This is a genomic window from Pseudomonas sp. BN505 (genome assembly GCF_029873175.1).
GTDB classification, from domain to species: Bacteria; Pseudomonadota; Gammaproteobacteria; order Pseudomonadales; family Pseudomonadaceae; genus Aquipseudomonas; species Aquipseudomonas putida.
Genome location: NZ_SSOI01000022.1, coordinates 76,095 through 88,224, shown reverse-complemented (window position 1 = coordinate 88,224; position 12,130 = coordinate 76,095). Strand labels below are relative to the sequence as shown.

Annotated in this window: 9 protein-coding genes and 1 pseudogene; 4 read left to right on the top strand and 6 right to left on the bottom strand. The window is 62.7% G+C overall.

From position 1 onward, the window contains the following. Positions 1–50: 50 nt before the first annotated feature. The 5 genes from E8E78_RS04295 to E8E78_RS04275 are packed head-to-tail and all read right to left on the bottom strand — an operon-like array spanning position 51 to position 6,174. Positions 51–614, bottom strand: coding sequence for a nucleotidyltransferase family protein (locus E8E78_RS04295; protein WP_049278157.1), 564 nt, complete (start codon positions 612–614; stop codon positions 51–53). Continuing rightward, positions 611–1,582 carry an XdhC family protein gene (locus E8E78_RS04290; protein WP_049278159.1) on the bottom strand — a complete coding sequence of 324 codons (972 nt, stop codon included), beginning with the start codon at positions 1,580–1,582 and terminating at the stop codon, positions 611–613. Before E8E78_RS04290 ends, E8E78_RS04295 begins: the two co-directional genes overlap by 4 nt. A 2-nt stretch (positions 1,583–1,584) precedes the next feature. Further along, complete coding sequence (locus tag E8E78_RS04285) at positions 1,585–2,763, bottom strand: cytochrome c (RefSeq protein ID WP_230676142.1); 1,179 nt, start codon at positions 2,761–2,763, stop codon at positions 1,585–1,587. Positions 2,764–2,813: 50 nt separating this feature from the next. Beyond that, positions 2,814–3,350 carry a (2Fe-2S)-binding protein gene (locus E8E78_RS04280; RefSeq protein WP_049278163.1) on the bottom strand — a complete coding sequence of 179 codons (537 nt, stop codon included), beginning with the start codon at positions 3,348–3,350 and terminating at the stop codon, positions 2,814–2,816. Beyond that, on the bottom strand, positions 3,343–6,174 hold the full coding sequence (locus E8E78_RS04275) for a xanthine dehydrogenase family protein molybdopterin-binding subunit (protein ID WP_049278165.1): 2,832 nt from the start codon (positions 6,172–6,174) through the stop codon (positions 3,343–3,345). The genes E8E78_RS04280 and E8E78_RS04275 overlap by 8 nt, the downstream gene beginning before the upstream one ends. Positions 6,175–6,422: 248 nt before the next feature. On the opposite strand from E8E78_RS04275, the gene dsbD reads away from it, so the two are divergent. The 4 genes and pseudogenes from dsbD to E8E78_RS04255 all read left to right on the top strand — a co-directional run bounded on the left by dsbD (position 6,423) and on the right by E8E78_RS04255 (position 10,729). Continuing rightward, positions 6,423–8,138 carry a protein-disulfide reductase DsbD gene (dsbD, locus tag E8E78_RS04270; RefSeq protein ID WP_049278166.1) on the top strand — a complete coding sequence of 572 codons (1,716 nt, stop codon included), beginning with the start codon at positions 6,423–6,425 and terminating at the stop codon, positions 8,136–8,138. Then, positions 8,138–8,974 (top strand): TlpA disulfide reductase family protein, encoded by an 837-nt coding sequence (locus tag E8E78_RS04265; RefSeq protein WP_016498658.1) that lies wholly within the window; start codon positions 8,138–8,140, stop codon positions 8,972–8,974. Before dsbD ends, E8E78_RS04265 begins: the two co-directional genes overlap by 1 nt. A 1-nt stretch (position 8,975) precedes the next feature. Next, positions 8,976–9,734, top strand: coding sequence for a thiol:disulfide interchange protein DsbG (gene dsbG, locus E8E78_RS04260; protein ID WP_061203341.1), 759 nt, complete (start codon positions 8,976–8,978; stop codon positions 9,732–9,734). Positions 9,735–9,881: 147 nt separating this feature from the next. Beyond that, positions 9,882–10,729, top strand: a pseudogene (locus E8E78_RS04255) (IS630 family transposase). Positions 10,730–10,977: 248 nt separating this feature from the next. On the opposite strand, the gene E8E78_RS04250 reads toward E8E78_RS04255, so the two are convergent. Further along, positions 10,978–12,042, bottom strand: a complete 1,065-nt coding sequence (locus E8E78_RS04250; RefSeq protein WP_114942015.1) for an RHS repeat-associated core domain-containing protein — start codon at positions 12,040–12,042, stop codon at positions 10,978–10,980. Between the last annotated feature and the right edge of the window lie 88 nt (positions 12,043–12,130).

Here is a 12,130-nt window from a genome sequence, read left to right as displayed (position 1 = left end):
CTGCGCTCGATCGGATAGGCGCTGAAAATGTTGTGGCGAACCATTAGGCCCTACATCAACCCCTGTGGCGTATCGACATCCAGCAAGACCCCGGCATCTCCCAGTTCGATTACCACACAACTGCCCCGGTTGGCCTGTACCACCGCCCGCGCCCCTTCATCGCCGGACAACTGCCCCAGTACAGGCCAGAAATCACGCCCGAAAATCACCGGATGCCCCTGCTGCCCCGCATGGCGTGGCAACACGATGGTCGAAGCCGAGGCCGCTGCGGCCAGCTGGTGCAGGGTTGCCGGCTCAATCCACGGCATGTCGCCCAGCAAAATCGCCACTGCCGGGGCCGAGCTGTCGAGCAAGGACCGAGCGCCGGCCGCCAGGCTGTGCCCCATGCCCGAGGCGGCGTCGGGGCTGACGATTACCCGGCAATCGCCTGGCAAGCCAAAATCCTCCCCCCGTTCACCCTCGCGCAACACCACACGCACGTCATCGAATACCGCCCGGGCCCGCTCCACGGTATGCGCCAGCAAGCTGCGGCCATCGGCCAGGGTCGCCCGGCGCTTGTCGGAACCGAAACGCATGCCGCGCCCAGCCGCCAGCACCAGGGCCACCACGCTCACAGCGCCCCCCGCGCAATGCCGTTGCGCACCCGCAGGATATCGGCCAACACCGCCAGCGCGATCTCGGCCGGGGTCTTGCTGCCCAGGTTGAGGCCGATCGGGGCATGGATACGGCCCAATTCCCCTTCACCCAGGCCGCCGATGCGCTGCAAGCGCTCGCGGCGCTTGTCGGAGGTCACCCGGGAGCCCATCACACCGATATAGAACGCCTCGGTGCGCACCGCCTCGAGCATGGCCAGGTCATCGATCTTCGGGTCGTGGGTCAGCGCGACCACTGCCGTATCGGCATGGCAACCGCCATTGAAGATGAACTCCGACGGCAGCTCGCGGCGCACTTCGATGCCGTCCAGCCGCACGCCATCCAGCACTTCGTCCCGCGGCTCGCAAAGGATGACTTCAAACCCCATGCCCCTGCCGAACTCGGCGCAAAAATGCGCCACGCTGGAATAGCCGGCCAGCAGCAGGCGCTGGGCGGCACCGACACGCAGGCGAACACGGGCGTTATCCCGCTCGACGCGTGGCCCCTGGCAATGGTCATCGGCCAGCTGGCGGGTACCGTCCGGCAGGCTCACTTCACGCAGCACCCGACGCTGGCCCAGCAGCGCGCTTTCCAGCTGACGCAGGTGCGCCTGCACCTCGCACTCGGCCGGCAGGTTCTCCACCAGCACTTCAAGCACGCCGCCACACGGCAAGCGGATGCTCGAACGCGAATCACTGCCATCGCCGTAACGCACGATGGCAACCGGCTCCGGGAATTCACCCAGGGCCACGCGTTCGAGGAAATCGTCTTCGACACAGCCACCGGACAACGACCCCAGCCATTGGCCGCTGGCATTGACAGCCAGCAGCGAGCCCGGCGCGCGGGGCGCCGAGCCGTAGGTGGCAAGCACCGTGCACAACCACACCCGCTGACCGTTGCACGACCACTGCAAGGCCCGGCGAACCACCTGTAGATCGAGATGCTGCACGTTTACTCCGCCTTCAGCTCGGCGAGCTGCTGTACGTTCAGGTCACCGGGCAGTCCACCCCAGGCCTGGCGCAGGTAGTTGACCATATCCGTCACCTGCTGGTCATCAAGCTTGTCGGCAAAGCCCGGCATCGGCTGCATGCGCTCGAAGCCTGTGAACTGCTGCTCACGGATGCCTTCGAGGATGACCTTGACCAGGTTGCGCGAGTCACCCTGGCGCAGCACGGTGTTGCCCTGCATGGCCACGGCAATGTGCGGCTTGCCCTCGCCGTCGACACCATGGCAACCGGCGCAAACGTTGAGGTACTGCTGGTGGCCGCGCTTGGCGCTGTCGCTCATCTGCTCCAGGGCAACGGCCTGGATGGCCTTGGCCGGCGGTGGCTGGTCGCCCAGCAGGTAGGTGGCCATGGCCGCCAGGTCGGCATCTTCCAGGTGTTGGGTGCTGTGGTGCACCACCGGGAACATCTCGTTGAACATGCTGCCCTGGGCGCTGATGCCATGCTTGAGGAAGGTGGTCAGGTCTGGCTGGGTCCAGCCGCGCTCGGCCAGGTCCTGGGCCAGCAGGCTCGGCGCCAGGTAGCCGCCCAGCAGGCCGCCGGTCATGCGCTGGTCCTGCTGCAACGCGCCGATGGGGTTGCGCGGGGTATGGCATTCGCCACAATGGCCCATGACTTCAACCATGTACTGGCCACGCTGCCAGGCCGGGCTTTTGCCTTCGGTTGGCTGCAGCTGCACGCTCTTGCCATACAGCATGTTCCAGCCACTCAGGCCCATCCGCACATTGAACGGGAAGCGCAACGCGGTCTGCGGTGCCGGGCGGTTGATCGGCGGTATGGTCATCAGGTAGGCGAGGATCGCGTCCGAATCTTCACGCTTGATCAGGTGGTACGAGGTGTAAGGCATCGCCGGATACAGATTGGCGCCGTCCTTGCGCTTGCCCTGGGTGACTGCGGCGAAGAACTCGTCGGCGCTGTAGTTGCCGATGCCGTACTGCTTGTCCGGGGTAATGTTGCTGCCATAAATGGTACCGAACGGTGAATGGATCGGCAGGCCGCCGGCATACGGCGCGCCGCCTTCGGCGGTGTGGCAGGCCATGCAGTCGGCCGCGCGTGCCAGGTACTCACCGCGCTTGACCTGAGCCTCGTCGGCCGCTTGGGCAACCGAGCTGACCGCCAGGGCCATTGAACTGACGGCAAAGGCCAATGCCAGTGCGTTACGAACGAAGCCCATGCTCAACCCTCCTTGACCAGGCCAAGATCGTTGAGCACCTTGCGGGTGGCGTCGTAATAACGCACGTAGCCGGTGCAGCGGCAGATGTGGTGGCCGAGGCTGGCCTCGATGCGGTCTTCCACTTCGCTCTTCTTCAATGGCTGGCGCTGGGCGGTTTCCACCAGCACGGTAGCGGCGTTGACGAAGCCCGGCGCGCAGTAGCTGCACTGGAAGGCGAACAGGTCGACGAACTTCTGCTGGATCGGGTTCAGCGTGAGGTTACCAGCCGCGTCCGGTTTGGCGTGGCCCTCGATGGTGCGTACCTTCTTGCCCTCAAAGTAGTGGGCGCCGGTGATGCAGGTGCGCACTTCTTCGCTGGTGCCGTCGGGGTTGTCGACGATCACCACACAGGCATGGCAGATGCCCTGGCCACAGCCCAGGCGCGAGCCGGTGAGGTTCTGGTGTTCGTGCAGGTAGTCGATCATCGCCAGGTCAGCGGGGACCTCGACCGAGCCGACCGGTTGACCGTTGAGGGTCAGTTGCAGTGGACGGTTAGCCATTGAGGGCCTCCTTGATACGGGCTGGAGTGATGGGAAGATCGCGCACGCGCTTGCCAATGGCATGGGCGACGGCATTGCCGATGGCCCCCACGACCGGGATCATCACCACTTCGGCAATGCCCTTGGACGGGTCGGTCGGTGACAGCGGCGGGAGGATTTCACTGGTCTGCTTCCACACCGCCACGTCACGCGCATGCGGCAGGCGGTAGCGGTTGAAGTTCCAGTCGCCCTCCCCGGGCCCGCCCTCGTACATCGGCATTTCTTCGGTCAGCGCGTGGCCGATGCCCATGGCGATACCGCCTTCGAGCTGGCCCTTGACCAGCTCCGGTACCAACACTCGGCCGCATTCGACCCAGCTGTGGTGGTTGAGCACCTGCACTTCATGGGTGCCCTTGTTCACCTTGACTTCAACAATGGTCGCCACCGGGCTGTAGTAGGTAACCATGGCATTGTTCAGCTGGGTGTCGGGGTAGGCAGCGTTCTGCCGGTCGAGCAGGTGGTAACCGTGGCTGCTCATCTGCGCCTTCTTGGCGCTCACCGCGCCATCGCCGTATTTCACCGCCACGGCGTCAAGCGGGAAGCGCTCGCGCACGCCGTCGATGACGAAGTCGGCCTCGGCCCAGCTCCAACGGTTGAAACCGTGCACGCTGGCGCCGGTGACCAGGCCCATGTCGTGGGCCTTCTGTGCCAGCTGGGCGAACGGGATCGGCTGCAGGCCGTTACCGGTCAGCTCGCCGTTGACCCACACCGCGTTCTCGCGGCGCACCACCAGCGGGTTGGCCTGGCCGCCATGAGGGCCCTGGCTCCAGATGGCCATGGCCGCCGGCCACAGGCCGTGGTTGAACAGCACGCGCGCCGCTTCGCGGGTGGCATGGCTGAAGTAGAAAGCCGAGTTGGTCGCCGACGATGGCGACGCCAGCTTGCCGACCCAGCGCGGGTTGCGCAGCGCGGCGTCCTGCTCGGGCTGGCTGATCAGGTACGGGTTGCCGCTGGTGCTCAGTTGCAGCTCTGGCCATTCGGTAACCGCCGTCCTCACCTCGTCAGCCGAGCGCCCCAGGAAGTCGCTGACCACCAGGGCCTGGGAGGTAGACATGCCGGTGCCCAACTCGGTGCCGATGTGGCGCAGGCTGATGCGGCCGTCGCGGCTGAACTCGATGCTGGCCATCGGTGCTTCGGAACCGGTGCCGAAGTCCTTCTGGCAAATCGCAAAGCCCACGCCGTACCAGTGGTCCTGGTCTTGCGCATCCATCTGCTGCTTGCGTGCGTCGCGGTTGCGCCACCAGTCGTGCACGGCGGCCTTGTCGAGAATCTCGTACAGACGCAGCGCGCCCGCCGGGACCGCGCCCTGGGTGTTCTTCATGCCCGATTTCAGCGCGTTGGCACGGCGCAGGTCGATGGCATCGACGCCCAGGCGGCCTGCGATTTCGTCCACCATCATCTCGGTGGCAGCCATGCTCTGCAAGGTGCCGTAGCCGCGCATGGAGCCGGCCTCGACACCGCGGGAATAGTAGGCGGTAACCGACAGGTCGTTCTGCGGCATGTAATAGATCGACTGCGCAGCAGTGGCGCCTACCGCGGCTACGGACGGGCTGTAGTTGATGCGCCCGCCGCCGTCGCAGCTCATGTCGGCGCGGAAGATCTTGAAGCTGTTGTCCTTCTTGTCCACGGCCAGCTGGTAGCGGATATCGAAGGCATGGCGCTTGATGCCGCTCTGGAACTGCTCGTAACGGTCATTGGCCAGGCGGATCGGCACGCCGGCGCCATACAGCGCAGCCACGGCGGCGTAGAAGACGAAGATGTTGTTGTCTTTCGAGCCGTAGCCCACGGTATAGCCCGGGTGCATGTTCAGCGTGTTCAGGGCGAAGCGCGACGGCTTGATCATGTGCACGCATTCCTGCGCCACTTCGAACGGGCACTGGGTGGCAACCACGAAGTGCAGCGTGCCGCTGGCCGGGTCGTACCAGCCGTTGCCGTTGTCCGGTTCCAGCGCGGCGGGTTCGATGGACGGCGTCTTGTAGCGCTCGTCGAACACCAGCCAGTCCTGGGGCGGGTTGTCCAGCTGCTCGGCCATGCGATTGGCGTAGAACAGCCCCTGCTCGGTGAGGTCCCCGTGCTGGTTGGGCTGCTTCGACCACACCGGCTTGCGGTTGAGAATGGTCGGGAACAGCATGGAATTCTTCAGGCTGGAGAACTCATCGTCGTCAAACGGCGTGGCACCGCCCACCCGCACGAAGCGAAAGCTGCCGTAAGGGTCGCGCTGGTACAGCGGCGCCTGGGCGCCGTAACGGATCGCCTTTTCGTTGAACTGCAGCTTGCGCTTGGCTTGGCGGAAGCGCTCGAAGTCGTGCCAGATCAAAATCGCCACCGGGTGGCCGATGAACATCGGCACCTTGCCGGGCGGCAGCAGCGGGTCGGGCGAATGGGCTTCCGGCCAGGCAATGCCGTCTTTCTCGAGATCGGCGGCGGTAACGATGCGGTCAGGCTGCAGCTCGGCACCGAGCAGGCTGAGGTCGTGACCGGCATAGATACGGTCGGCCTTGGTCGCCTTGAGCAGCAGCGCATGGCCCTGCTGCGTGGGCCAGCCGGGCATGTCCTTGGCGCGGATATCGCGGGCGAACACTTTGTCGCCGCACACCTTGGACAAGGCATCGTTACGGAAGCGCGCCTTGCCGTCATGGCTCATCCACTTCTGCGGCGAGGTGGTGACGCGTTCCTCCATCAGTGCGGCGAATGCCTGGCTGCCAAGTGGCGCCATGGTCACGCCGACACCAGCGATCAGGCCGCCTTGCAAGAAGGCGCGCCTGGAAATATCACGGTTGGACATGCTTGATCCTCTGGGCAGTTGGGGGCCTGCCCTATTTTTGATTCTAGTGCTAGCGGGAAAAGCTGACTTGTGCGTCAACTTTACAGGAATTGTGTAGGGATTGGCAAAGTCAAGCCGACAATATGTCGCTGTGTGTCTGGGAGGATGGGTGGGACTGGGGTGGGCTCACAGACCAAAACCAGCGTTAACCTTCATTTAATCAGCCCCAGCCAGCATGGCCCCATTCCTAGATCTGCCAAGGCGAAGACATGCGCGTCCTCCTGCTCTTCCTGACACTGCTTCTGGCCGGCCCGTTGCAGGCCAACCCGTTTGATGTAAAACCGGATTTCCTGCCGGTCGACCAGGCCTTTGTACTCACCCACGACCGCCAGGCCGACGGCCAGATGCGCCTGTACTTCCAGATCAAGCAGGGCTACTACCTGTACCAGAAGCGGCTCAAGTTCGACGGCCTGCCTGCCGAGCAGCACCCGCAATTGCCGCCGGCGCTCAACCACAATGACGAATTCTTCGGTGACAGTGCGGTGTACCGCGATCAGCTCGAACTGCTGCTGCCAGCCAATGCCCAGGGCCAGTTGCGCCTGGGCTGGCAAGGCTGCGCCGACGCCGGCCTGTGCTATCCACCGCAGACTACGCTGATCGACCTGGGCGGCAGCGTGGCACCCGCCGCCGAGCAAGCCAGCGACCAGGCTCTGGCCAGTGGCCTGCAACAGGGCCACCTGGCCTGGAGCCTGTTGGCGTTCTTCGGCCTGGGGCTGCTGCTGGCCTTTACCCCCTGCTCGCTCCCGATGCTGCCGATCCTTGCCGGGCTGGTGCTGGGCAATGGCGCCAGCGCCCGACGCGGCTGGCTGCTGGCCGGGGTGTATGTGCTGAGCATGGCACTGGTGTACGCCGCCTTGGGGGTGGTGGCCGCACTGCTGGGTGCCAGCCTGCAGGCCTGGCTGCAGCAACCCTGGCTGCTGGGCAGCCTGGCGGGGCTGTTCGTGCTGCTGGCCCTGCCTATGTTTGGCGCCTTCGAACTGCAACTGCCCGCCGCCCTGCGCGACCGCCTTGACCGCGCCGGGCAAGGCACCCGGGGCGGCAACCTGTATGGCGCGGCGCTGCTCGGGGCGTTGTCCGGCCTGCTGCTGGGCCCATGCATGACCGCGCCGTTGGCCGGCGCCCTGCTGTACATCGCCCAGAGCGGCGACGTGCTGCAAGGGGCACTGGTGCTGTTCAGCCTGGGCCTGGGCATGGGCGTGCCGCTGTTGTTGCTGGTGACCCTGGGCAACCGTTACTTGCCGCGCCCAGGCGCCTGGATGGACCGGGTCAAGGGCGTGTTCGGTTTCGTGTTCCTGGCCATGGCCTTGTACACCGTGCGTAGCCTGTTGCCCGCCACGCTGCTGCTGGCACTGAGTGGCGGCTGGTTGATCGCCCTGGCCTGGGCCACCTGGCCAGCCCTGCAGCGCCTGCCAGCATTGCGCGCAGTACCGCTGCTGGGTGCCTTGTGGGGCAGCCTGTTGCTGGTCGGTGCCGCCGCCGGTGGCGATGACCTCTGGCAGCCGCTGCGCCCGTTCACCGGTGGGGGTACCGCGCCCGTTGCTGCCCAGCATGCCGAAGACAGCTTCGTCACGGTCAGCCGCCCTGAAGACCTGCAACGTGAACTGGATGCGGCCAAGGCCCGTGGCCAATGGGTGATGCTCGACTACTATGCCGACTGGTGCGTGTCGTGCAAGGTCATGGAAAAACAGGTGTTCGCCCGTGGCGACGTACAGGCCGGCCTGGCCGGCGTGCACCTGCTGCGCCTGGACGTCACCGCCGACACGCCGGCCAGCAAAGCCCTGCTGCAGCGCTACCAGGTACCCGGCCCGCCCAGCATCATCTGGATCGGCCCGGAAGGCGACGAACGCCGCGCGCGGCGTATTACCGGTGAAGTGGATGCCGCCGCGTTCCAGCAACACTGGGCCCAGACCAGGAGCCAAGGCTGATGTTGACCGTAACCCTCGGGCCACTGACCATGGCCCTCAACCACCTGCTGATGCTCACCGCCCTGGTAATCGCCAGCGTGGTCGGCTGGTGGGTCGCCCGGCGTGGCGGCGAAAGCCCGGAATCGGCGCTGTTCAACCTGTTCCTGATCGGCCTGCTGTGCGCCCGTGCCGGCTTCGTGCTGGCCTATTGGCCGATGTACCGTGATGAGCCGTTGCAAATGATCGACATCCGCGACGGCGGCTTCCTGCTCTGGTCGGGCCTTGCCGGCATCGTCCTCGGTGCGGTGTGGCAGGGCTGGCGTCAACCGGGCCTGCGCCGCCCGTTGGGCTGGGCATTGTTCAGTGGCGCGCTGTTCTGGGGCCTGGCCAGCTTCGGCGGCCACTTGTACAGCAAAGGCACCGAGCTGCCTGAACTGAGCCTGCGAAACGCTGGTGGCCAACCGGTGGCGCTGCACAGTTACCGCGGCAAGCCGCTGGTCATCAACATCTGGGCCACCTGGTGCCCACCGTGTCGGCGTGAGATGCCAGTGCTGCAACAGGCACAAAGCGATTACCCGCACGTGACCTTCCTGTTCGTCAACCAGGGCGAAACTCCGGAAAATGTCAGCACCTTCCTCGCCACCACCGGCCTGAGCCTGACCCACGTGCTGTTCGACGGCACCGGCCTGCTGGCCCAGCGTGTCGGTTCCATGGCCTTGCCCACCACCCTGTTCTACGACGCCAATGGGCGGCTGGTTGGCAGCCACCTGGGCGAGCTGTCCCGGGCCAGCCTGCGCCACGCCCTGGAACCTTTCGACCGGGCCATTGCGCCCGCCCCTGCCGCACAAGGAAACTGACATGCGATTGACTGCACTGCTGCCCCTGTCCCTGGCCCTGCTGGCCTCCCCTGCCCTGCAGGCCGAAGAACTGCCCAAGGCAGTTCAGCAGCTGCAAGCCAAGGGCGCCGTGATCAAGGGCAGCTTCGATGCGCCCAACGGCCTGCGCGGTTATGCCGCCGAGTATCAGAACAACGCCCTGGCCCTGTACCTGACCCCTGACGGCAAGCACGTGCTGGTCGGCAGCCTGTTCGACGAACAAGGCAAGGACCTTAGCGCCGAGCCGCTGGAAAAGCTGGTGTATGGGCCGATGAGCAAGGCCATCTGGGCGAAGCTGGAGAAAACCGCCTGGATCGCCGACGGCAAGGCCGATGCGCCACGCAAGGTGTACCTGTTCAGCGACCCGAACTGCCCGTACTGCAACATGTTCTGGGAACAGGCGCGGCCGTGGGTGGAGTCGGGCAAAGTGCAGTTGCGCCATATCATGGTGGGCATCATCCGCGAGGACAGCCCGGGCAAGTCGGCGGCATTGCTGGCCGCCAAAGACCCGGCCAAAGCGCTGGAGCAACATGAAAAGGCCGGCAAAGCGAGCACGCTGAAGGCGCTCGCCACGGTGCCGGACGCGGTACAGCAGAAGCTGGCGGGGAACATGGCCTTGATGGAAGAAATGGGCTTGCAGGCAACCCCGGCTATCTTCTATCAGGATGAACAGGGCAACCTGCAGAGCCAGCAAGGGGCACCGCGGCCGGAGATGCTAGGGAAGATTCTCGGCAAACGCTGAATTATTAGGCGGTTGCACCGGCCTCATCGCCGGCAAGCCGGCGAATGGGGCGCAAAGCGCCCCCCGCTTTTCTAGTGTGGTGTTTCCGAAGTACCACTGAAAATCTGAACTAGGCTCTGTAGAAGCTCACTAACCAAGGGCATCGACATGGGTCGACCAGCAACCGTCATTACCCTTTCCGAAACCGAAAAGGCGGAACTGCTACGCCGGATCAAGCTTCGCAAAGGCGCTCAGGATGCTCGTCTGCGAGCGGAGATAATTCTTGCCTGCGCAGCAGGCGAGTCAGGTAATGACATCGCTCAGCGCTTGGGTACCAGTAAGGATGTGGTGTCGCGGTGGCGTCAGCGCTTCTCAAGCTTTCCACTGATCCATTGTTTGTCGACAAGGTGCACGACATCGTCGGGCTCTACTTGAACCCACCCGAACGAGCCCTGGTGCTGTGCGTTGATGAGAAAAGTCAGATCCAAGCGTTAAATCGCACGCAGCCAGGCTTACCGCTTTCCCCAGGTAACCCTGCAACCCGCACACATGACTACAAACGGCATGGAACGACCTCGCTGTTTGCTGCCCTGGATGTGGCTACCGGTGAGGTGATCGGCCGACTCAAACGCCAACATCGCAGCACTGAGTTCCTGGCTTTTCTGAGAGAAATCGATTCGTCAGTACCTGCCGATATGCCGATTCATCTGATTATGGATAACTATGCGACTCGCAAGACCGACAAGGTCAGGGCGTGGCTTGCGGCGCGACCGCGCTACCACATCCACTTCACACCTACCTCGGCATCCTGGCTGAATCTGGTTGAGCGGTTTTTCTCAACGTTAAGCGAGAAGTGGATCAAGCGGCAGGCACATGTCAGCGTTAAGGATCTGGAGGCGTCGATCGAGCACTACCTGGAAACCTACAACCAAAACCCGAAACCATTTCGGTGGCACAAGAAGGCCGAGGACATCCTTGCCTCAGTCGCTCGCGCGGCGCGAGCGCTGGGCAAATGATTTTCAGTGGTACTTCTGAAACACCACACTAGGCTCTGTACGAAATCCCGAAAAACCCAATCGTCGCCCCTCGAACGCTGAGATTTTGTAGAGTCCCCGCCATCAACGGTAAGGAATTCTGTGATGGCAGAGCGTTATGAAGTCTCGGATGAGGCTTGGGATATGGTCTGCGATCTCTTCATCGAAACCCATGGTCGAGGGCGGCCTCGCTTCTCGCCTCGGCCGCCTCAGATAAAAGGCAACTGCCATCAAAATGGCGCCTCATAAGATCGAGGTCGCACCATTGCCCCCACACTCTGCTCCCGTACAGCAATCATCGGATAAGCCGACTGCCTGATAATAATCTGCATAGGGCCACTTTGATTAATAGCGGGAGTGAAGTCGATGTGTTCCCCAAGCTTGAGGCGATCCATATTTTGAGTATATACATGAAAACTTTGCAGCCCAGGCGCAGTGCTAAACATAGGCCATGATGATGGATCTACTGCCATATAAAAACCAGCGCCTGATTCTTGGCCGCCACTCCTCCTAGTTAAAAACGCTGGATCAAGCCCTCTCAGCAAACTCTTCGCATCATCGCCCCTGCCACCATGGGAACCTATCCGATCCCACCCTTTTGGGGCTTGTCCCAGGGGGGGAGGGGAAACTGCAAGAGATGGGGCAGAATCCGATCTCGGCCTAGTATTCCAGCGCAAATTCTTATAACCCACAATATTTAAATTGAAGTATTCTGTATTGACTGCCACCCTTCTTTGCGAATTTGCCGAAAGCTTATGTACAGGTAATTTCGGCGTCCAGTTCGGCTTTGAGTTACGCCCATCTGGATCATGCAGATTTATTGGATCTCCCACGCAGTAGCAATAAAAATTTAATCCTCCCGCCCCGAACGGACTTAAAGAATCAGGGGAATAAAATCGCCTCAAAGACATATTAAACTGCCGACACCCATTTCCCAATAAATAGTTTTGGGTAACCGAGTCTGGCCGCTCTCCATTAAATCCGTTTACCGCCGTTTTCATTGAAGGCGAGCGCCAACCATATGGCGTGTAGGCGATCGGCCATGATGAGCAATCAGCACTAACGACACCCAACACCGACGACTGAGAATCAGTAACAAGCAATGAAGCGAAAAAATTTACACCGTCGCCATCTCGTTGCGCCAGCAGCTGACCATTGAACTGAAAAATTGAAACAAAGGACGCCGCCTGCTTCTCGCAAGCCAACCGATTACCGCAAAAAAACCGGTAAAGCCTGCCCGAAACCTGCTGCACTCTACCTATTACGGAATCTTTCACGGGGTTATTTGTGGCCATAGCGCAACTCTCCATTTGGCGATACTTACATATATATCGAGCTGCACGCAGTGAGAAAACTAGCAAAAATGATAGTTTTTGGTGCAGA